The sequence below is a fragment of the bacterium genome, from assembly GCA_020440705.1.
Taxonomy (GTDB): Bacteria; Krumholzibacteriota; Krumholzibacteriia; order LZORAL124-64-63; family LZORAL124-64-63; genus JAGRNP01.
The window spans coordinates 1-22,129 of the sequence record JAGRNP010000014.1; the positions used below are offsets into that span (position 1 = coordinate 1).

A 22,129-nucleotide genomic window follows, 5' to 3' on the forward strand; every position below is an offset into this window, starting at 1 on the left:
GCCGACGACGACGACGCCGTGCGCCGGCTGAGCCGCCGCAAGCACCGCGAGGCCAAACCCCTGGCCGTGATGGTGCGCGACCTCGCGGCCGCCCGGCGCCTGGCCGAGGTGGACGCCGCCGAGGCCGAGGCCCTCGCTTCGCCCGCCGCGCCCATCGTGCTGCTGACCGCGCGCCGCGACGCCCCGCTGGCCCGCCTCGTGGCGCCGGACCACCGCCGCGTGGGGCTCATGCTCCCGTCGACCCCGCTGCACCACCTGCTCGCCGACGCCCTCGCGGCCCGCGACGTGCCGGCCGTCGTCATGACCAGCGGCAACGCCAGCGACGAGCCCATCTGCCTGGACAACGCCGAGGCCCGCACGCGGCTGGCGGGCATCGCCGACGCCTGGCTGCTCCACGATCGTGACATCGTGCGGCGCGCCGACGACTCGGTGCTGCAGATGCTCGCCGACGGCCCCCTCTTCTTCCGCCGCAGCCGCGGCTACGCGCCCGTGCCGGTCTTCCTCGCGGGCGCCGCCGCCGCCGGGCCGGATGTCCTGGCCGTGGGCCCTCAGCTCAAGAACACGGTCTGCCTGGCCAGTGCCGACCGCGCATTCGTCAGCCCCCACGTGGGCGACCTGGGCGGCCTGGCCGCCGGCGGCTTCTTCGCCGAGACGGTCGCCACGCTGCAGGACGTGCTCGAGAAGCATCCGGACACCCTCGCCCACGACACCCATCCCGCCTACCACACCACCGGCTGGGTGCACGACCACGCGGGCGCGCGCGCGCGCATCGGCGTGCAGCACCACCACGCCCACCTGGCCGCGGTGCACGCCGAGCACGGTCTCGACGGGCCGGTGGTCGGCGTGATCCTCGACGGCACGGGCTACGGCGACGACAGCACCATCTGGGGCGGCGAGATCCTGGTCGGCGACCCGGGCGGCTTCGTGCGGGCGGCGCACCTGGAGCCCGTGCCCTTGCCGGGAGGCGACGCGGCGATCCGGGCGCCCTGGCGCGCGGCGGTGGCCTACCTGCGCCACGCCGTGGGCACGCCCCTGCCCGACCTGGCCTGGCTCGCGCGCCACGACACCGGGCCCGTGCTCGCCATGCTGGCCCAGGGACTCAATTCGCCCCCGACCAGCAGCTGCGGCCGCCTCTTCGACGCCGTCGCGGCCCTGACCGGACGCTGGGGCGACGTGCACTACGAGGCCCAGGCCGCCATCGAACTCATGGCCGCCACCGACGGCGCGGCGGTGGCGGCGGCGGCGCCCCTGTGCCCGCCCGAACCCCTGGCTGCGGGCGAGCCGGCCGTGATCCCGGTGGGCCCCATCGTCTGCGGCGCCCTGGCCGCGGTGCAGGCGGGGGCCGGCGTGGCCGAGCTCTCGGCCCGCTTCCACCGCACCCTGATCGACCTGTGGACCGACGCCGCCGCCACCGTGGCCCGGCGACGCGGCCTCGGCACCGTCGTCCTCGCCGGCGGGGTGTTCCAGAACGAACTGCTGCTCACGGGCGTGCGCGACGGGCTGCGGGCCCGGGGCCTGGACGTGCGGCGGCCGCTGCAGCTGCCCGCCAACGACGGGGCCGTCGCCCTGGGCCAGGCCGTGGTGGCCCGCACCCGCTGCTGACCGCGGCGGTGCGGGGTGCTACCATGACACCGTTCCTTCTTCGCGAACCCGGAGCCGTCCGCACATGAAACATCTGCAGGAATTCCGCGACCCGGCGCTGGCCCGCAAGCTGCTCGACGGGATCGCCGCGACGGTCACCCGCGATTGGGTGATCATGGAGATCTGCGGCGGCCAGACCCACGCCATCATGCGCCACGGCCTCGACCAGCTGCTGCCGCCGGAGATCACGCTCGTCCACGGCCCCGGCTGTCCCGTGTGCGTCACGCCGCTGGAGACCATCGACCGCGCCCTGGCCATCGCCGCCCGCCCCGAGGTGATCTTCACCAGCTTCGGCGACATGCTGCGCGTGCCCGGCAGCCGCGACGATCTCTTCCGGGTCAGGAGCCGCGGCGGCGACGTGCGCATGGTGTACTCGCCGCTCGAGGCGCTGAAGCTGGCCCGCGAGAACCCCGACCGCGAGGTCGTCTTCCTCGCCGTGGGCTTCGAGACCACCGCCCCGGGCAACGCCATGGCCGTCAAGCAGGCCGCCGCCGAGGGCCTGACCAACTTCAGCGAGATCGTCAGCCACGTGCTCGTGCCGCCGGCCATGGAGGCGATCCTCGGTTCGCCCGACAACCGGGTGCAGGGCTTCCTCGCCGCCGGCCACGTGTGCACGATCATGGGCTGGGAGGAGTACGTGCCCATCGCGGAGCGCTACGCGGTGCCCATCGTGCCCACGGGTTTCGAGCCGGTGGACATCCTCTCGGGCATCCTCAGCACGGTGCGCATGCTCGAGGCGGGAGAGCACGGCGTGCGCAACGACTACACGCGCGTGGTGCACCTCGGCGGCAACCCGGCGGCGCGGGCGGTGGTCGACGAGATCTTCACGGTGTGCGACCGCAAGTGGCGCGGCATCGGCACCATTCCCCGCAGCGGCCTGCGCCTGGCCGACGCCTACGCCGCCTGCGACGCCGAACGGAAGTTCGACGTGGGCGACATCCGCACCGAGGAGCCCTCCGTGTGCATCGCGGGCGAGATCCTGCAGGGGCTGAAGAAGCCGCACGAGTGCCCCGCCTTCGGTCGGGAGTGCACGCCCATGACGCCGCTGGGCGCGACGATGGTGTCCAGCGAGGGCGCCTGCGCCGCCTACCACCGCTACGCCCGGAGGGATCTCCTGTGAGCGCCGCCGACCGCCCCGACTTCGCCGGCATGAGCTGCCCCATGCCCCTGCTCGACCACGACACGGTGCAGCTCGCCCACGGCGCCGGGGGCCGGCTCTCCGCCGACCTCATCGACCGCCTGATCCTGCCGCGGTTCCGCAGCCCCGAGCTCGCGCGGCTCGAGGACCAGGCCGTGCTCGAACTGCCGCCCGGCCGCGTCGCCTTCTCCACCGACACCTTCGTGGTCGATCCGATCTTCTTCCCCGGCGGCGACATCGGCGACCTCGCCATCAACGGCACCGTGAACGACGTGGCCATGAGCGGGGCGCGGGTCGAGGCGCTGAGCGTGGGCTTCGTGCTCGAGGAGGGGTTCCCCCTGGCCGACTTCCACCGCGTGCTCTGCTCCATGGAGGCGGCCGCCCGGGCCGCGGGCGTGCGGGTCGTCACCGGCGATACGAAGGTCGTCGGCCGCGGCGGCTGCGACCGGATCTTCATCAACACGTCCGGCGTGGGCGTCATTCCCGACGGGGTCGCCCTTTCGGCGGCCGGCCTGCGCCCGGGCGACGCCGTGCTCGTCTCCGGTACGCTGGCCGACCACGGCATGGCCGTCATGACCGCCCGCGCGAACCTCGGCTTCCAGTCGACGGTGCGCAGCGACACGGCCGCCCTGAACGGCCTCGTCGCCGACCTGCTGCGGGCCTGCCCCGGCCTGCGCGCCCTGCGCGACCCCACCCGCGGCGGTCTCGCCACGACGCTCAACGAGTTCGCCCGCGCCAGCCGGGTCGGTATCACCCTCGACGAAGGCGCGGTGCCCGTGCGCCCGGACGTGCGCGGTGCCTGCGAGATCCTGGGCATCGATCCGCTCTACGTGGCCAACGAGGGCAAGCTGGTGGCCGTCGTCCCGGCCGACGGGGCCGACGCCGCCCTGGCCGCCTTGCGGGCCCATCCGGTCGGCGCGGCGGCGGCCATCGTCGGCGAGGTCGTGGCGGGGCATCCGGGCACGGTGGCGGTGCGCACCGCCCTCGGCGCCGAGCGCATCGTCGAGATGCCCGTGGGCGAGCAGCTGCCGCGGATCTGCTGACCCGGCGGCCTCAGGCCCGATCGGTCGCCGGCAGGACCTGCTGCAGGACGCGCAGCAGGGCTTCGGCGCGGAACGGCTTGGGCAGGATGGCGTCGTAGCGCTGGCCGGCGAAGCGTTCGGCCAGCTCGACCTCGGTCCAGCCGCTCATGATCACCACCGGCAGCTCCGGATGGTCGGCGCGGATGCGGCGCAGGCACTCCTCGCCGCCCATGGCGGGCATGACCACGTCCAGCAGCACGGCCAGGACCTCGTCGCCGCGGCGCGCCACCGTCGCGACAGCCTCGCGGCCGTTGGCCACCGTCACCACCCGGTAGCCGGCGAAGGCCAGGCCGGTGGCCGCGGCCCGGCACACGTCCGGCTCGTCGTCGACCACGAGCACGAAGCCCCCCTGGTCCGGCAGGGCCCCGGCCGGCGCCGGCGCCGGCGCCGAATCCCCGTCGCCGCCCGCCGCGGCATCGGGCGCGTACCGCCCGAGCGACGGGAAGAGGACGCGCACCGTCGTCCCCTGCCCGGGCACCGAGTCGATGAAGAGGGCCCCGCGGTGACCGCGCACGATGCCCTGGACCGCCGCCATGCCCAGCCCCCGGCCGACGAACTTCGTGCTGTAGAAGGGTTCGCAGATGCGGGCGCGGGTCGCTTCATCCATGCCGCAGCCGTTGTCGGTCACCTCGAGGAAGACGTACTCGCCCGGCCGGGCCGGCGCGCCGTCCGGGTGTTCGCCCGCCACGCTCGTGGCCAGCTCGGCGGCGGTGAAGATGCCCTGCCCCGACCGCAGGGTCACCTCGCCGGGTCCGTCGCCGACCGCCTCGGCCGCGTTCCGCACCAGGTTCAGGGCCACCTGGTGCAGCTGCGTCTCGTCGATGGTGGCCAGGTGCAGGCGCGGCGGATGGTCCTGGTGGAACTCGATCGACTTGGGCACCGCGCCCACGAGCAGGGGCGCCATCCCGGCGAGTTCCCCGGCGACGTCGATGTCGCGCATGGTCAGCTTCCCGCGCCCCGCGAAGGCGAGCATCTGGCGCGTGAGGTCGGCGGCCCGACCGGCCGCCCGCAGCATGTCCGCGAGGGCGGCGGCCGCCGAGTGGTCGGGCCCGGTCTCAGCCGCCGCGATCTCGCCGAAGCCGACGATCATCTGCAGCAGGTTGTTGAAATCGTGGGCGATGCCGCCGGCCATGACGCCCAGGCTCTCGAGCTTCTGCGACGCGAGCACCTTCTTCTCGAGGCCGCGCCGCTCCTCCTCGGCGTGCACCTGCGCCGTGATGTCGTAGATGAAGCCTTCGATGGCCACCAGTTCGCCGTCCCGGAAGTCGCCGCGGCCCTGCTCCCACACCCACTTCTCGTCGCCCCCGCGGGGCAGGATCCGGTAGGTCACCTGATAGCGCTCGTCGTGGTCGAGGCCGTCGCGCACCACCCGGGCCACGTGGTCCTGGTCCTCCGGCACGATCAGCGACGCGTACGACACGACGCGGTTGCCCACCAGGTCGTCGGCCTCGCATCCGGTCAGGTCGTGGCAGCCCTCGCTGCAGAAGTGCATGGTCCAGTCGTCGTCGTTGGCGCAGCGGAAGACCATGCCGGGCAGGTTGGCGAGGACCCCGCTCAGCTGCCGCTCGGTCTCGGCCAGACGCGCCTCGGCCCGCTTGCGCTCGGTCACGTTGCGCGCCACGAGCGTCAGGCGGCGGCCGGACCCGTTCGGCGCCGGTCCGCCGATCGCCGTGGTCTCGTAGTGGATGACCTCGCCGTCGGGGCCCTCGTAGAGGGTCTCGTAGCGGACCGGCTCCGCCGAACCGAGGGCCGTCCGCAGCAGCGGCTCGACCCTCGCGACGTCGTCCGGCGTGAGGAAGTCCAGGATGCTCCGGCCCAGGATATCGTCGAAGGCCAGGCCCGGACTCGGGTAGTTGGCGAAGCGGATGCGCAGGTCCGCGTCGAGATCGAGGATGTGGTCGGGGTTGGTCTGGGAGAGCAGGCGCCAGCGTTCCTCCGAGGCGGCGATCTCGTCCTTCTCGGCCTGCAGGCGCTGGAAGAACAGGGCGTAGGGTCGGGCCACCGCCAGCTCCACGAGGCCGAGGTAGAGCAGGTAGCGCGAGACGATCCGGATCAGGTGGCCCGCCATGTTCGTCAGGCCGTACGTGTCGTTGTAGGTGACGAAGGCGAGCTCCGCCACGGCGACCAGGGCGAGGGACCACGAGAGTCGGCGCCGCACCCCCGCGTCGGTGCCGCCCGAACGCCTGCGGAAGACGATCAGCGCCGCCACCAGCACGGCCACCAGCACGAACTCCGCGCCGACCTTGAATCCGGTGAGCCCCCGGCCGGCCACGAAACAGACGGGAAAGGCGTCGGAACCGAGCACCAGCGCCACGCCCGACACCGCCATGGCTCCGGTGATCGTCATGATGACCACCAGCGACCGGCGCCGGGCCGCCAGGAAGGCGAAGCCCAGCCACCCGACGGCCTCCACCGTGCGCGCGATGATCCAGAACTGGGTCGCGATGTTGGGGTCGTGGGGCTGACCGAAGACGTTGATGCCCTCGTACGACGCCGTGTGCAGCAGATCGACGGCGCCGGCGAGGAACAGGGCGAGCCCCAGGGTCAGGTAGGCATCGATGTCCTGGAAGCGGCGCGCGTTCCACAGCAGGAGCGTCACGCTCCAGGTGAGGCTGATCGAGGCGACCTCGACGAGGGTGTGGAAGGTCGGGTAGTTGTCGCGGCTGAGCAGGTAGAGCAGCGCGAGGACGCATCCGGCCGCCACGGCCTTCAGCAGCCGACCGACCGGCGTCTCCAGCGTCGGGCCCGCGTCCCTGAGTCCGAACCTTTGGGGCATGACCGCTCCGCAGGGTTCCGGGCGAGAACCGCGGACATCATACCATCGATCGCGACCGCCGTGCCACCCCGACGGCCGGTCGTCCTACCGCAGACCCGCCAGGGCCGCCCGCGCCTCCGCCGCGTTGGCGAAATCGGGATCGGCCCGCAAGGCCTCCTCGTAGTAGGCCCGGGCCGCCGGCACGTCGCCGGCGGCCGCCGCCACCTCGCCGAGATGGAACAGCACGATCGGGTGGCGGTCGAGCGCGCGGGCGGCCTGCTCCAGGGTCGCCCGGGCCGCTTCCTGATCGCCCCGCAGATGCTCGATCCAGCCCCGCGTGTCGAGGATCATGCCATTTTCCGGGTCGATCGCCAACGCTTCGCGCACGGTGGCCTCGGCCTCGTCGAGGCGACCCGCCCCGGCCAGGGCGTCGGCCAGGCCGTTGAGGGCCAAGGCGTTGTTCGGGTGCTGCTCCACGGCCAGGCGGCGCTGCGCCACGAGGATCTCGCCGCAATAGTCGGGGCCGGGCAGGTTCCCGCCCGAGGCCTCGGCCATGAAGAAGCGCACGTTGCCGTTGTCGCTGTCCAGGCACCAGGCCTGGTCGAGCTCGGGCCGCACGATGTGGAAGGCGTAGCGGCCGAGGTGACCGGCCACCTTCTGCTCGTGCGCGATGGCGGCCGACTCCGGCGTGGTCAGTCCGGTGAAGAAGGGCTGCGCCGCCGTCTGGAAGGCGGGCATCTGGCGCTGGGGCGGCAGCGGCCACAGCACCGACTGCTTGTCGAAGTAGTGCACGCCGTCGGTGTTCACGCGCGTCTCGCCGCCGATCATCACGTCCATCGTCTCGGGGCTCATCCAGAAGAAGCCCGCCACCCGCGGCACCGTGTCGATCTGGTAGTGGTCGGCCTTGAACCAGGCGGGCAGCTTGTCGAGCTTCGCCTGCAGGCGCGGCGCATCGATGGCCAGCGGCTCCGGCGTGGCCAGCAGGAAGGCCTGGTCCGACCCGTAGACGTACCAGACCGTCGCCGTGGGGAAGACCTTCCTGAACGTGTTCAGGTGGATCTGCATGAGCTCGCCGCGCATCGAGCCGAGCACGGGCACCCACTGGGCCCACACGCCGCCGGGCTTCAGGCGCTGCTTCACGGCGCGGTAGAACTCCTCGGTGTAGAGGATCCAGCTGTCGTAGGCGCGCGGATGGGTCGAGTCGGAGATGATGACGTCGTACTGCTTGTTGCAGGTGACGAGGTAGTTGCGGCCGTCGTCGTTGTGGAAGTGGAAGCGGTCCTTGTGGAAGACGTCGCCGTTGACGTCGGTGAAGAGGTCGTTGATGCCCTCGATGTCGGGATTCAGGTCGACCACGTCGAGCGACGCGATCTCGTCCGACGCAAGCACCGAGCCCGCGGTGATGCCGGCGCCGAAGGCGATGACCATGGCGTCCTTGGGGCCGTCCGACTCGTGCAGCAGCGGCGGCAGCACGCCCAGCAGCTTGAAGAGCTGCACGTGCCAGAAGCGGGTCGAGGCCTCCTCGACGCCGTTGAGGTACATGTCGCGGTAGTCCTGCAGCCTGGGGTCGAACTGGTCGAGCACGGTCACCGTCGCGGCGTGCCCCTCCTTGACCCACTTGATCTCGACCCGCTCCGCGGTCGTCGAGTCGGCCAGCTTGCCGGCGTACCGCTGCGTCATGTCGGGCAGGGCGAAGGCGGCGACCAGGCCGACGGCCAGGGCCACACCCACCGCCGGCGCCATCCCCCCGCGCGCCGGGCGCCGTCCCGCCAGGTTGGCCACGCCCACCAGCACCAGCAGAGCCGTCAGCAGCGCCAGCGTGCCCTGCAGCCCGATGTTCGGCACCAGGTAGTGGTTGGCGATGCCCGCGCCGAGCAGTCCGCCGGCCGTGTTCAGCGAATACAGGGTGGCCGCCTCCCGCGAGGCCGCCCCCTTGCCTTGCGGTTGCAGCATCCGGATGGCCAGGGGCAGCAGCGCCCCCATGAACACCACCGGCAGGATGAGCATGCCGAGCACCGGCAGCGGGCTCTGGGGCGCGGCGTCGGCGAACTTGGCGAAGCGGTCGTCGCTGAGGATCAGGTCGGACAGCAGCAGGTACGGTGTGACCATCAGCAGCAGGCCGGCCAGCACCGCCGACACGCCGAAGACCCGTCCGGCGCCCCGGCCCTGCAGCACGCCGAACAGCCAGGTGCCGAAGACCGCGCTGAAGCCGGTGCCCAGCAGGAACGCCGTCAGCACCAGCGGGAACACCGACACCGTGTTGCCGAGATAGAGGATGCTCACGCGGGTCAGCAGCACCTCGTAGGCCAGCGAGACGAAGCCGACGACGAAGGTGGCGGCGAAGAGGAAGCGACGCAGGTCGGGCGCGGAGCCCGGGATGGCCGTGGCCGCCGGCGCGGGGTCCGCCGCGTCCGCCGCGTCGGCCCGGGGTCGGCCCGCCACCAGGTGGGCCGCCAGCGCGCTGCCGGCCGCCACCAGGTAGGCGACGAAGGCCGTGTTGAGGGTGAACTGCACCCCGAACTCCTGCAGCAGGTGGTAGCCCGCCGCGAAGCAGCCGATGGCCGCGCCCAGGGTGTTCGTGCTGTAGAGGTAGCCCGTGCGCGCCGAGCGGCGCGTGGGCGAGTCGAGGGCCGCGCCCGCGATGATCGCGGGGAAGGTGGCGCCCATCAACGTCGCCGGCAGGAGCAGGGCCAGGGAGGTGACCAACAGCCGGATCGCCGTCAGGCCCTCGCGATTCTCCATGGTCCCGGCCAGCGAGGTGAACAGCGCCGTCAGGCCGTCGAAGAGCGCCGGCGACGCCAGCACGTACAGCCCGATCACCGTCTCGAGCAGCAGGTAGGGCACGAGATTCATCCGGCGCCCGGACACCCACCGGCCACCCAGCCAGCTGCCCAGGCCGAGGCCGCCCATGAAGACCATGATGATCATGGCCGCCGCGCTCAGCGAGTTGCCGACCACGACGATGAGCATCCGGTTCCACGTCACCTCGGCGACGAGGCTCGCGGCGCCCGATGCGAAGAAGGCCAGGAACAGGAGAGGGACGAAGACGGCATTGCGGATGCGGGTCGACATGGTGAGCACGGCTCCGGTTGCGGTTGAAAAGCCCTTTTCCCCACTATGATTTGACCAATATAGGTCATTGGATCCCGATATCCAGAAGTTGTTGCATAAAATAACAGCCGCGAAGAATCTCACGAAAGAAGGCCATGGCGTTGACCGGACCTGCGGCCTGAACTAGACTACCGCTCCCGATCGCCGCAACGACCGGACGATCCACCCCGCAGGACGCGGCGGACGGGGTTCAGGTCCCCGTTTTTTCCGCCTCGGCGTTTTTTTGCGCAGGAAAGTCGGGATTCGCCCTAACAACGACGACCGTGGACCTGTCTAGTCCGCAATGGCATCACATCGGCCGCCCTCCCGACGGGCGGGCCGGTGCGGCAACGGACCACCCGAGTTCCCGACTGCGAGTCCACCATGCGCATCGCGTTCGTCACCCAACCGCTCGACTCGGTCATGCCCCTGCGGCAGAACTCGATCGGGGTCGTGGTGCACAACACGGCGCGCTGCCTCGCCGCCGCCCACGACGTGACGATCATCGCCGGCTCCCGCTACAACCCTCCGTCCCTTGCTCCGGACGACAACATCAGGTACCACTTCGTCGGCGACGAGCCCGACACCCCGATCCTCGGCTTCCTGGAACACTTCCCCAACTGGATCCCCCAGGAGCGCGTGCTCGAGTCCCGCTTCTTCTACCGCATTTACGCCGAGCGCGTCGCGCGGCTGCTGGCCAAGGGGAACTACGACTGGGTCCACGTGGTGAACTACTCCCAGTTCCTGCCCGTGCTGCACCGCGCCGCCCCCCGCTCCCACTTCAACCTGGAGATGCACAGCTACTGGCTGAGCCAGTTCCCGGCCCGGGAGATCCGCCGGCGCCTGGCGGCGGCCGACCTCGTGACCTGCGTGAGCGACGACGTCGCCGAACAGGCGCGGGACGCCCATCCCGGCCTGACCGTCCCCATCGAGACGGTCCACAACGGCTGCGACGTCGAGCGCTTCGCCGCGGCCGCCGGCGACCGCGGCCCCGAGCGCCGGACCATCCTCTTCGTCGGCCGGATCTCGCCCGAGAAGGGCGTGCACGACCTGCTGGACGCCATGGAGAAGGTCCTCGCCGAGATCCCGGACGCCCGTCTGGTCCTGATCGGGCCCATGGCGACGCTGCCGCGCGGGTTCATCGTCGACATCAGCACCCAGGCCGGCGTGCGGAAACTGGCCGACTTCTACGACGGCACCGTCTGCACCGACTACGGGGCCTACCTGCGTGCCCGGGCCGCCCGATCGGCCCTCGCCGGCCGGGTCGAATTCGTCGAACCGGTGTCGACCTCGGAGCTGCCCGCGCGGTACGCCCAGGCGGACGTGCTCGTCAACCCGTCCTACAGCGAGACGTTCGGCCTGAGCCTGGTGGAAGGGATGTCCTCGGGCATGCCGGTGATCGGCACGGCCGTCGGCGGGGCGCCCGAGATCGTCGTGCCGGGCGAGACGGGCTTCCTCACCGAGCCCGGCGACGTGGACGGTCTGGCCGCCGCGATGCTGGCCTGCCTCGGGGACGCGGAGCTGTGCGACCGCCTGGGCCGGAATGGCCGGGAACGTGCGCGGCGCAAATTCACCTGGGAGCAGCGATCCGGGCGCCTGGTCGAGCTCTTCGCCGCCGCCGACCGCCTGGTCGACCACGGCTAGCCTGCTAGGCGCCCGTGGTCTCGGGCAGCTTGCGCGGCGCCCGCCAGCGGGCCGGCAGGAAGACCTGGCCGAAGCGGCTGTCGATGCCCCGCCCCGTGCCGTACCAGTCGGACGTGTCCACGTCCAGGGTGACGCAGTTCTCCAGCGAGTCGTAGGTCTGGCCCGCCGTCTTCAGCCACAGGGAGATGTGGTAGCGCCCCGGCATGGGGTTGAAGAGGTCGACGTCGAGGTCCATGGCGTAGCGGCCCGGCGCGATGTTGGTGATGGCGTCGCCGGCCATCCAGTTGTTGATCCCGCTGACGAGCGCCCCGAGATCGTTGGTCACGTTGACGCCCACGTGCAGGTCGGCGATGGTCTCGTGGACCCGGAAGTGGACCCGCATGGTCATGGCGTCGCCGCTGCGCACGATGTTCTTCAGGTCGCCGTCGGCGTCGAGGATCTCGAAGCCGGTGACGCGGGCCTGACCCGTGCCCCCCCGCGACTCGATGGCCTCGAGGTCGGCCTGGCCCTGGCTGGCCGTGGCGAAGGTCTCCATGTAGCGGCCGATCACCTCGCGCGGTTCGCCGTCGTCGACGACCTTGCCCCCGTCGATCCAGATCACCCGCGTGCAGAGCGACTCGATGGCCGCCATGTTGTGCGAGACGAAGAGCACGGTGCGGCCGCCCCGCTGCAGCTCGTCCATGGTCTGCAGGCACTTGCGCTGGAAGGCGGCGTCCCCCACGGCGAGCACCTCGTCCACGAGCAGCACGTCGGGCTCGAGGTGCGCCGCCACCGCGAAGCCCAGGCGCAGGCGCATGCCCGACGAATAGCGCTTGATGGGCGTGTCGACGAACTTCTCGACACCCGAGAAGGCCACGATCTGGTCGAGCTTGCGGTCGGTGTCCTTCTTGGACATGCCCATGATCGAGCCGTTGAGGTAGATGTTCTCGCGGCCGGTCAGCTCCTCGTGGAAGCCGGTGCCGACCTCGAGCATCGAGGAGAGCTTGCCCCGCACCTCGATGGAGCCGCGGGTCGGGTAGGTGATGCGGGAGAGGACCTTCAGCAGGGTGCTCTTGCCGGCCCCGTTGCGCCCGATGATGCCGACGATCTCGTTCTCGGCCACGGCGAAGTTCACGCCGCTCAGGGCGTAGAAGCTCTCGGCCGCCTGGTCGGCGCTGCGCCGGCGCACGGCGTTGATGATCGCCTCGCGCAGCATCGTGTGCTGGTTGTGCAGCTGACCGAGCTTGTACTGCTTCCAGAGATCCGTTACCGTGATCGCGTTCATCGGCCCCCGACCTTGTGCGTTCAACCGCAAGGTTCCGAGCAGGTTGGAATGCCTGCCGCCATGTCTTTTCAGTGGGATCGGCGCATATGGTACCAACTGAAGGGGGGAATGGCCACCGCCAACCCCTGTTGCACGTCGGCTACGCCAAGACCGGGTCCACCTGGCTGCAGAAGTCGGTGTTCGGCCGGCCGGACGGGCCGTTCCTGCTTCTGCCCCTCCTCGACGCCCTGGAGTACTTCGTCTTCCGCGACGACGCCGAGACCGCCCCCGGACGCATCGCGGCCGAGCTGGCCGGTTTCCGGACCCGTGCCGACGCCGCCGACGCCGTGCCGGTCGTCAGCCACGAGGTCCTCGTCGGCGACCAGACCCAGGGCCGCTACTGGGGCCACCAGGTCGCCCGCCGCCTCCAGGCGGTCTTCCCGGACGCCCGCGTGCTCATGGTCATCCGCGAGCAGACGGCCATGCTGGTCTCCTCGTACCGCCAGCACCTGCACGTGGGCGGCACCGAGACCCTGGCGGCGTTCTTCAGCCGCCAACCCGGCTTCGAGGCCACCTGCCGGCCCGATTTCCTGGCCTACGACCGCATGATCGCCTTCTACCAGGAGCTCTTCGGCCGCGACCGGGTGTGCGTGCTCCCCTTCGAACTGCTGGGCGCCGACCCCGCCGAATTCGCCCGCCGGGTGACCGGATTCGCCGGCGCGCGCACCGCGTCCGCGCCGAGCCCGAGCGTGGAGCACCCCGGCTTCGGGGCGGCCACCCTGCTCGTCCGCCGACGCCTGAACCGCCTCGCCGGCGGCTGGACCTACGCCGACGGACCCGAGCCCCCCGCCGGCTGGCGCCGCGCCGACCGCCTTTCGGTGTACCTGGACCGCCTCATCCCGACCCGCGTCCAGGCGGCCCGCAAGCGCGATCTGGCCCGGCAGGCGGCCGCCCTGGTGGGCGACCGCTTCGCCGCCAGCAACCGGCTCACCCGGGAATTGACGGGTCTGGACCTGGCCGCCCTGGGCTATCGGACCGCCTTTTTTGCCGCGCTGCCGTTGACCTCGCTCGACCCTCTGCCCTATAACCCCTCTCTTGCGTTCGGATGCACCCCGGCCCGCCCGCGGGTGGCGCCGCGCCATGACCCGTCACGACCTCTCCTTCACGTTTAAGACGCCCCGCTGGCGGGGCGTGTCCACGTGCTGGTCCGGATGGTCGTCCGGAGGTGCCGTCCCGGGAGCCTGATTCCCCGCGACATTTCCAGGTACCGCTGACCCGTCCGGCCCGCTCCGCGACGGGTTTTTCCTTGTCGTCCGGCCCCCGCGCCGGCGCAACGCACCGAGGTCCACGCCATGTCCGCCGAGAAGCTGCACACGCCCCGCGCCCGCATCGACGAGATCGACCGCCGCCTGGTCGCCCTCGTGGCCGAACGCATGGACGCCGTCCGCGCCATCGGGCGCACCAAGGGCGCCGACGACGCCCAGCCCCTCAGGGACCACCGTCGCGAGCAGGAGGTCCTGGCCAACTGGCAGGACGCCGCCGCCGAACACGGCCTGTCGCCGTTCTTCGCCGGGCGCATCCTGCGCGAGGTGATGAACTACTCGCGGCGGGTGCAGGAGGAGCTGCTCGACCGGCCCCAGGACGACGCCACCGCGGGCGCCGCCCCGGTCCGCGTCGGCCGCATCGGCTCGCCCGGCTCGTACAGCGATCTCGCGCTGACCAAGCTCTTCGCCGAGCGCGGCGAGGGCGCCCTGACGCCGGTCGCCTTCGCCGGCTTCACCGCCGCGGTCGACGCCCTCGAGCGCGACGAGGTCGATTTCGCCTTCCTGCCCATCGAGAACACCATCGCCGGCTCGCTGAACGAGACCTACGCCCTGCTCACCGGCCGCGACCTGCACATCGTCGACGAGGAGATCCTGCCGGTGGAGCACATCGTGGCCGGACGCCCCGGCGCCGACCTGGCCGCCGTGCGCGTCGTGCGCTCGCACCCGGTCGCCCTGCAGCAGTGCGCCGCCTGGCTGGGCGCCCGCCCCGGCTGCCGCGCCGAGGCCTGCGCCGACTCGGCCACCGCCGCGCAGATCGTGGCCGACGGCGACGACCCGACCGCGGCGGCGATCTGCTCCGAGGAGGCGGCCAGCCGCCTGGGCCTGCAGGTGCTGGCCCGCGGCATCGCCGACCAGGCCCTGAACGCGACGCGGTTCGTGCTCATGGGCCGCGCGCCGGCCGTGGTCGACCGCCGGCGTCCGGCCCGCACCTCGCTGGTGCTGAGCGTGAACCACCGTCGCGGCTCCCTGGCCAAGTGCCTCGACGCGTTCGCGCGGCGCCGGGTGAACCTGACCAAGCTGGAGAGCCGTCCCAGGCCTGAAAGTCCTTGGGAATATGTCTTCTACATCGACATCGAGGGCCACCGCGACAGCGACCGCGTGCGCGAGGCCCTCGACGAGGTGGCCACCCACGCCAACACGCTGAAGGTCCTCGGCTGCTATCCGCGCCGGGGCAGCTTCGGCGACGATCTCGAGCCCGAGGAGCATCTCGCCGAGTGGGTCGGCGCCGCCGCGCCCGACGGCCGCAAACCCCTGCCGGTGGTCGACCCGAACCTGCGGCGCAGCGCGCGCACCGCGGCCCACGAGCCGAGCATCGTCAAGATCGGCCGCGTGCCCGTGGGCGGCGGCCACTTCATGCTCATCGCCGGGCCCTGCGCCGTCGAGAGCCGCGCCCAGGTGACGGCGGCGGCGAAGATGGTGCAGGAGGCGGGCGGCCAGGTGCTGCGCGGCGGCGCCTTCAAGCCCCGCACCAGCCCCTACAGCTTCCAGGGCCTCGGCTTCCCGGGCCTGGAGCTGCTGCGCGCCGCCGGCGACACCTACGACCTGCCCATCGTCACCGAAGTGCTGCGCGTCGAGGACGTGGCCAAGGTCGCCCGAATGGCCGACGCCCTGCAGGTGGGCGCCCGCAACATGCAGAACTTCGAGCTGCTCAAGGAGCTCGGACGCACCGACAAGCCGGTGCTGCTGAAGCGCGGCATGAGCGCCACCGTAAAGGACCTCCTCGCCGCCGCCGAGTACATCATGGCCGGCGGCAACCAGCAGGTGATCCTGTGCGAGCGCGGCATCCGCACCTTCGAGACGGCCACCCGCAGCACCCTCGACCTCAGCGCGGTGCCGGTGCTGAAGGAGCGCACGCACCTGCCGGTGATCGTCGATCCGTCCCACGCCGCGGGGCGGCGGGAACTGGTGCTGCCCCTGGCGGCGGCGGCGGTGGCGGCGGGCGCCGACGGGCTGATCGTCGAGTGCCATCCGAATCCGGACGAGGCGCTGTGCGACAAGGAGCAGGCGCTGACGGGGGCGGACATGGCGGAGCTGGTGGGGATGGCGCGGCGGATGGGGCGGATGGGCTGAGCGGCCCCGGACCGGCCTTCCGGATCCCGCCCCGGATTCCGTATGAGCAGGTGAGCCCAAGGCATCCACCCGCTCCACCGAGGCAACACCATGATCACGTCACGCGCGCGCACCGGAGCCCTGTTCCTGCTGGCCCTCGGCCTGCTCTGCCACCCGGTCTTCGCCCCGGCGTCGCCCGTCAACGAGGGCGGCGACGACGTCCTGGTGGTGGCGGATGCGGGCGGCAACCTGCTGGAGAATCACCTCTTCGTCACGGATGCGGGCGCGTTCTACAACGTGTTCCGGGCCGGTTACGACGTGCTGATCATGCTCAGCACCGACCGCGGGGCCACCTGGTCCGAATGGGGCCGGGCGCCGCGGACGGCCGGCGAGAACCTCTTCCTCCACGGGGCCGCCCTGACCGAGGGGATGAACCCGCGGCTGCACCTCCTCTACGCGGTCGAGTCCGACAACGCGCTGACGGACGGCACGATCCGCCACGCCTGGACCCCGTACACCGGCGGCCCGCCGAACTGGTCCGAGTCGGTGCCCTTCGCCGAAACGGGTGTCTCGTACTGGGGCGGCGACCTGGCCGTCGACGCCGCCGACTACGACGACTACCGCGTGTACGCGGTCGCCGTCCGCTACGACGGCGTGCACTGGGCCGGCCTGCAGTACGCGCGCTCGACCGATCAGGGCGACACCTGGGAGCCGTCGTTCTCCCTCGCCGACGGTCAGGACGGAGACTTCTTCGTGCGTCGGCCCCACCTGGCCTGGGGCGCGGGGCGCCTCCACGTGACCTGGTCGTGGGGCGACGACTCGCTCGGCGAGGGGTTCACCGCCAACGGCGTGCGCTACCGCCACGCCACCGGCTTCGGTGCGGGCCCCGGCGACTTCGCCCCCATGCAGGACCTGCTGCCCGCCGACGTCGGCCCCGAGAACAATCCCCTCGACATCGTCGCCTCCAGCGCGACCGGCGACGTCTACCTGCTCTACGCGACGGTGGGGTTCAGTTCCGGCGGCGAAGTCTGGCGCAGCCGCGACGGGGGTTCGACGTGGGACCCGGCCGACGTGGGCACCTTCGACGCCGACGACGCCATGGCCCATCTCGCCCTGAACGACGCCGGCGACCGCCTCTACGTGTCCGGAGTGCACCGGGACGCCGTGGGCGAAGGGTGCCGGGGTCAACCGGTGGTGCAGCGCGGCGTCGTGGCCGGGGCCGCGGGACCGGACTTCGGCGCGCCCATGGTCTTCGCCGCCGACAACACCGACCAGGGGATCTGGGAGACCGTGGTGGGCATCGACTCCGCCGACTCCGACGCGTTCGGCGTCGCCTGGGCCGCGAACGCGAGCGTCTGCGAACCACCAGCCGCGTGGCCGATGCGCTTCGACGCAACCTGGCGCAACGATCCCGGCTTCCCGGTCACCGAGGCGGGCTTCCCGGTGCCGCTGGCCGAGGCGCCGGCCGGACCCCTCACCGCGGTGCAGCTCGACTACCGCCCGCAGCTCGAGCTCACCTGGCTCGACGACGCCGGGTACCTGCACGTCACCACGCACACCGGCGCGCCCATCCTGGGCACGCCCCTCTGGGTCGGCAACCCGGTGGACGGCAACGCCGTCGCCGTCGGCGACCTGGACGGCGACGGCGTGCCCGCCCTGGTCGTCGGCGACGCCGACGGGCAGGTGCACGCGTTCAGCGCCGCGACGGGCGCCCTGCTGCCCGGCTTCCCCGTCGACCTCGGCACCGCCGCCGCCCGCGTCGCCGTGGGAGCCGTGGCGACCGGCGCGCCGCGCTCGATCGTGGCCACCTGCGGCACGGGCGTCCACATCATCGGCGCGGACGGCCAGATCGAGCAGAGCTGGACCACCAGCGCGAACATCAGCCAGCCGCCGGCCATCGGCGACCTCGACTTCGACGGACAGAACGAGATCGTCGTCGTCGAATCCCTGCGCCTGGTCCGCATCGACCCGGGCGACCCGGTGCGGACGTGGTCCGTCCTGACCGGATTCACCGGCATCACGACGCCGCCGACGCTGACCGACCTCCACGTCGACGGCACCATCGAGGCCAGCCGGCAGATCGTCTTCGGCACGGCGGCGGGCACGGTCCGCGCCTACCGGGCCGACGGCACTTCCCTGTGGACCTTCGACTCCGGCGTGGCCCACGACGTCTCGGCCATCGCCTCGACGTTCATCCGCGGGGCGGGCGCGCCCGGTCTCCAGTTCGCCATCGACGGCGGGATCTACAACCTCCGGGAGGACGGGACCCTCTGGGGCGGCTTCCCCCACCCGACCGGGACCGGCGGCCGCATCGCCCCGGTCGTCGGCACCGTCGAGGGATTCTCCAGCGACATCGTCTACGGCAACGTCTTCGGCGGCGCGTGGTGCGTCGACAACTTCGGCAACGAACTGGACGGATGGCCCCTCACGTTCGACGACCCCATCCTGTATTCACCGGTGATCGCCGACATCGACGCCGACGGCCGCAACGAGATCATCGTGCAGACCGCCGGGGAGATGCGCGCCATGGACACCAACGCCGAACGTCAATCCACGGCGCGGGTCCACTGGGGCCAGTGGGGCTTCGACGCCGGCCACACCTTCTGCCTGTCCAACACGGACACGCCCGTGGTCAGCCCCGTCCCCGACGACGTGCGCCCGACCCGGATCGCGTTCGCGCCGCCGCATCCCAACCCGTCGAGCGGCGCGAGCCGCTTCCAGTTCGTGCTGCCGGACGCGGCCGACGTCTCGCTCAAGGTCTACGACGTGCGCGGGCGGCTGGTGAAGGCGGTGGCGGTGGGCCGGTTCGAGCCGGGCGGCCACGTGCTGGCCTTCGACGGGAGGGGTCCCGACGGCCGCACCCTGGCCGACGGCATCTACTTCGCGCGCCTGACCGTGCGCGACGGGACCGGTCGGCACGACGAGACGCGGAAGCTGGTCATCCTGCGCTGAGCGCAGGCTCAGCGCTGCGAACCGGTGGAGAGGCCGGCCCCGTCCCCGCGGCCGGCCCCTCCGCTCCCCCCTACTTCAGCAGGGTCACCTTCACGACCGAGCCTTCCTGGCCCGCCGGCAACCAGACCCGCCCGAAGTACACGCCGGACGGCAGGTTCCGGCCGTGGTCGTCGCGGCCGTCCCAGCGGATCGCGTGCCCGCCGGCGGCCCGGTTCCCGTCGGCCAGGGTGCGCACGACGCGGCCCCGCACGTCGAAGACCGCGAGGCGCGTCCAGCCCGCGGCGCGCTGGTCGAAGCGGAAGGTCGTCTCCGGATTGAAGGGGTTGGGCCCCGCCGCCAGGGCGCGCAGGGCCGTCGGCAGCGGCGCCGGCGACGGCGCCGTGCTGCAGAAGAAGCGTCGCTGGCGGTGGAGGGGCGTGGCGTAGTCGATCCAGGTCGCCGCCACGGCGTCGAGGCCCGGCCGCGCGGCCAGGACCGCCGGCTCCACGTCGTCGCCGGCGTTGATCCGCTTGCGCGGGAAGAAGACGTTGCCGTCGCCCTCGCGCAGGATGATCTGCATGGGCGTGCCGGTGACCGTCTCGCGTGTGGCCAGGAAGAACCGCTCCGGCCCGGCCGCGACCACCGTGCTGTCGTAGACCAGGGGCAGGCCGAGCCGCCAGCGGACCGGTCCCGCCACCTGGTGGTCCATGGTCATGGTGTGCAGCAGGGGGTCGGAGCCGGTGTTGTCCAGGACCCAGCTGAACAGCAGGCGATCGGCCCCGTCCCACGCGACCGCCGGCGACGTGACCTGCACTCCGAAGTACACGCCGACCGGGACCTCCCAGGTGCCGCCGTTGAAGCGCTGGTAGCACATCTCGTGCAGGCCCGGGAACCAGAAGTCGCGCACGTAGGCGAGGGTCAGGCCGCTGCCATCGACCGTAAGGTCCGGCTGGGCGGCGCCGACCCCGGCGCCGATGTCGACCGGGGCGTCGACCGTCGCGTCCGTGACCCGGACGTACATCAGGGCCGTCGTCCCGCCCCCGTCCGCTTCGCAGACGATGTGGGCCTCGCCGGGAGCGTCGCTGGCGATGGCCGGATGGTGGATCGTGGTGGGCATGTCGACGAGGTGGCCGCCCGTCGCACCGTCGGGGCGCAGGTACTGGTACTGCAGCTGGTCGTAGCCGGCCTGCTCGACGACGAACACCACGTGGCGCGTGTCGTCCGGCCCGACGGCGATGGCGATGTCGCGCAGCGGCCGGCTCGAACTGAGCCCGGTCGCGGTCCAGCCGAGTCCGGACGGCTCGCGCTGGTTCCACACCGTCATCCAGCTTGACGCCAGCGTCTCGATCCAGACCGTGAACAGGTCTCCCCCGGACGCGAAGGCCATGCGGCGCTTGCCGCCGGGCGCCAGGATGGGGCCGAAGGCGTCCGCGATCACCTCCTCGTCATCGCAGGGCACGGCGTCGCCCACGCCGAACGCGTCCGGCAGCGTCGCCACGACGCCGCCCCCGCGGGAGGCGCGCAGGTCGTGGGCGCCGGGCTGGGCGCCGGCGAGATCGAGCTGGCCCGTGACGACCTGGGCGTTCAGGGCGGACACGCCGGTCAGCGTGGCGTCGGCGGCGCCGCCCCGTGCAAGGGAGAACTCGAGCCCCGCGTCGAGGTAGTCGCCCAGGATGTGCACGGCCGGCAGGTCGCCGACCGCGCCGGCGTCCGGATCGATGTACGCGAGCGTGGGCAAGGCGGGCGAGTTGCCGTTCGCGCCGACGCCGGCCGCGTAGACCTCGTCGGCGGTGTAGGTGTCGTTGTACTGCTGCCAGGCGACCAGGGCGCCGCCGGAACCGTCGGCGTGCACGCGCGGGTAGTAGACCGCCGTGCCGGAGAGGCCTTCGGCGACCGTCCACCAGAATCCCGTGTTCTCCCAAAGCGTGTTGCCGAAACCGTCGAGCCGGATCGCGCTCAGGGCCCGGCAGCGGATGTCGCTCACCTCGCTGAAGAAGTGGTCGCAGTAGGCGACCAGGACACCGCCGAAACCGTCCGGCGCGAGGGTGGCGTCCTGCTGCCAGCCTGCGAGGGTCGTGATCTGCAGGCCGCCGGCGCCCCATAGCCGGTTGCCGAACACATCGAGATGCTGGGCGAAGAGGTCGGTCACGCCGTCGGCCATGAAGAAGCCCCCGGCGCCGTCGCCGCAGAAGGCCGGCTCGGACGGGTTCGGCCAGGTGCTGAACGTGCCCAGGGGCTGGATGCCGCCCGCCGGCCAGGTCTCGGCGCCGGTGGCGTCCAGGTGCTGCACCCAGGTCTCGCCCCAGCCCCGCTTGTTGACGACGTAGCCCCCGCCGGCCCCGTCCGGCACGACGCCGACCACGTTCCCCAGCGCCGGGAAGGGCTCGCTGCCGCGCGCGCCCCAGAGCAGGTTCCCGCCCGCGTCCAGGCGCTGGGCCCGCCCCTCGAAGAGCCCGTTGAACGGGTTGAAGTGGATGCCGAACAGCAGTCCCCCTGATCCGTCCGGCTCCACCACCCAGCGGATCTCGTCGAGATCGCCGTTCGCATCCTCCCAGATGGTCGTCTCCTGCAGCGGGCTGCCGTCGGCGGCGACCCGCAGGGCGATGATCTCCTGGTCCAAGAGCCCGCTGCTGCGGGTCCACACGAGATAGAGGTCGCTGCCGCCGGCCGGGACGAGCCGCGCGTCCAGCTGCGGGTTGGGTCCGAACGAGGCCATCACCTGGGCCCATTGCAACTGCCCGGCGTCATTGACGCGGGCCAGTTTCAGGTAGCTCTGGCCGGCGTAGATTTCGCGGTAGATGCAGTAGGCGCCGCCGGCGCCGTCGCCCACCACGTCGACGGGGCCGCGCGTGCCCTCGCTCGCGAGGTCGTACGGCATGACCGTCCCCTGGTCGCCCCAGAGCTCGTTGCCGGTCTGGTCGAGCTTCTGGACCAGGATGTTGAAGGCCTCGTCGGCCGGATCGTGCACGATCACGAGCAGGCCGCCGCTGCCGCTCGGCGCCGAGACCACATCGTCGGCCCGTCCGGTCGGAGCGAAGACCTCGGCCCAGTGGTCGTGTTCCCAGCCGGCGTGGGCGTTGGCGGTGATGAGGAGCAGGCTGATGATCCCGATGAGGCCCGGGAGCCCGGGGCGGGAATGGTCGGTGCGCATGGGTCGTCCCCTTTCGCGGTTGGGTGGTCCGCGCATGAGACGAGCCCCGGGGAACGAAGATCACAGGAAATTTCGCGGGC

The 22,129-nt window shown here is 71.9% G+C and carries 11 protein-coding genes; 7 read left to right on the forward strand and 4 right to left on the reverse strand.

The annotated features are described in order from the left end of the window. From KDM41_03830 to hypE, 3 genes are all read left to right on the forward strand, one after another. On the forward strand, positions 1 to 1,602 hold a 1,602-nt coding region (locus tag KDM41_03830; protein ID MCB1182539.1), incomplete at its 5' end, for a carbamoyltransferase HypF. 64 nt (positions 1,603 to 1,666) lie between these two features. Further along, complete coding sequence (hypD, locus tag KDM41_03835) at positions 1,667 to 2,761, forward strand: hydrogenase formation protein HypD (protein MCB1182540.1); 1,095 nt, start codon at positions 1,667 to 1,669, stop codon at positions 2,759 to 2,761. Between the two features lie 29 nt (positions 2,762 to 2,790). Next, complete coding sequence (gene hypE, locus KDM41_03840; GenBank protein ID MCB1182541.1) at positions 2,791 to 3,822, forward strand: hydrogenase expression/formation protein HypE; 1,032 nt, start codon at positions 2,791 to 2,793, stop codon at positions 3,820 to 3,822. A gap of 10 nt (positions 3,823 to 3,832) precedes the next feature. On the opposite strand, the gene KDM41_03845 is transcribed toward hypE, so the two are convergent. Together KDM41_03845 and KDM41_03850 are read right to left on the reverse strand one after the other, a co-directional pair. After that, positions 3,833 to 6,637: a PAS domain S-box protein gene (locus KDM41_03845; protein ID MCB1182542.1), complete on the reverse strand. Its 2,805-nt coding sequence runs from the start codon at positions 6,635 to 6,637 to the stop codon at positions 3,833 to 3,835. Positions 6,638 to 6,721: 84 nt separating this feature from the next. Next, on the reverse strand, positions 6,722 to 9,688 hold the full coding sequence (locus tag KDM41_03850; protein ID MCB1182543.1) for a fused MFS/spermidine synthase: 2,967 nt from the start codon (positions 9,686 to 9,688) through the stop codon (positions 6,722 to 6,724). A gap of 402 nt (positions 9,689 to 10,090) precedes the next feature. Between KDM41_03850 and KDM41_03855 the strand changes: the two genes are divergently transcribed. Continuing rightward, positions 10,091 to 11,350, forward strand: coding sequence for a glycosyltransferase family 4 protein (locus tag KDM41_03855; GenBank protein ID MCB1182544.1), 1,260 nt, complete (start codon positions 10,091 to 10,093; stop codon positions 11,348 to 11,350). A gap of 4 nt (positions 11,351 to 11,354) precedes the next feature. Here KDM41_03855 and KDM41_03860 read toward each other — a convergent pair whose 3' ends face one another. Next, complete coding sequence (locus KDM41_03860) at positions 11,355 to 12,614, reverse strand: ABC transporter ATP-binding protein (GenBank protein MCB1182545.1); 1,260 nt, start codon at positions 12,612 to 12,614, stop codon at positions 11,355 to 11,357. 128 nt (positions 12,615 to 12,742) lie between these two features. On the opposite strand from KDM41_03860, the gene KDM41_03865 reads away from it, so the two are divergent. The 3 genes from KDM41_03865 (at position 12,743) to KDM41_03875 (ending at position 18,919) form a co-directional block, all read left to right on the forward strand. Then, entirely contained in the window at positions 12,743 to 13,765 is a 1,023-nt protein-coding gene (locus KDM41_03865) for a sulfotransferase (GenBank protein ID MCB1182546.1), read from the forward strand. 180 nt (positions 13,766 to 13,945) lie between these two features. Beyond that, positions 13,946 to 15,988 (forward strand): 3-deoxy-7-phosphoheptulonate synthase, encoded by a 2,043-nt coding sequence (aroF, locus tag KDM41_03870; protein ID MCB1182547.1) that lies wholly within the window; start codon positions 13,946 to 13,948, stop codon positions 15,986 to 15,988. A gap of 90 nt (positions 15,989 to 16,078) precedes the next feature. Further along, complete coding sequence (locus KDM41_03875) at positions 16,079 to 18,919, forward strand: hypothetical protein (GenBank protein ID MCB1182548.1); 2,841 nt, start codon at positions 16,079 to 16,081, stop codon at positions 18,917 to 18,919. 70 nt (positions 18,920 to 18,989) lie between these two features. On the opposite strand, the gene KDM41_03880 is transcribed toward KDM41_03875, so the two are convergent. After that, entirely contained in the window at positions 18,990 to 22,049 is a 3,060-nt protein-coding gene (locus tag KDM41_03880) for a hypothetical protein (protein MCB1182549.1), read from the reverse strand. Positions 22,050 to 22,129: the final 80 nt, after the last annotated feature.

What these genes read in the sequence shown, in the direction of transcription:
- KDM41_03845 (MCB1182542.1), bottom strand. Translation starts at nt 6,637, where the DNA reads ATGCCCCAAAGGTTCGGACTCAGGGACGCGGGCCCGACGCTGGAGACG.
- KDM41_03875 (MCB1182548.1), top strand. Translation starts at nt 16,079, where the DNA reads ATGATCACGTCACGCGCGCGCACCGGAGCCCTGTTCCTGCTGGCCCTC.
- hypD (MCB1182540.1), top strand. Translation starts at nt 1,667, where the DNA reads ATGAAACATCTGCAGGAATTCCGCGACCCGGCGCTGGCCCGCAAGCTG.
- hypE (MCB1182541.1), top strand. Translation starts at nt 2,791, where the DNA reads ATGAGCTGCCCCATGCCCCTGCTCGACCACGACACGGTGCAGCTCGCC.
- KDM41_03860 (MCB1182545.1), bottom strand. Translation starts at nt 12,614, where the DNA reads ATGAACGCGATCACGGTAACGGATCTCTGGAAGCAGTACAAGCTCGGT.
- KDM41_03855 (MCB1182544.1), top strand. Translation starts at nt 10,091, where the DNA reads ATGCGCATCGCGTTCGTCACCCAACCGCTCGACTCGGTCATGCCCCTG.
- KDM41_03850 (MCB1182543.1), bottom strand. Translation starts at nt 9,688, where the DNA reads ATGTCGACCCGCATCCGCAATGCCGTCTTCGTCCCTCTCCTGTTCCTG.
- KDM41_03880 (MCB1182549.1), bottom strand. Translation starts at nt 22,049, where the DNA reads ATGCGCACCGACCATTCCCGCCCCGGGCTCCCGGGCCTCATCGGGATC.
- aroF (MCB1182547.1), top strand. Translation starts at nt 13,946, where the DNA reads ATGTCCGCCGAGAAGCTGCACACGCCCCGCGCCCGCATCGACGAGATC.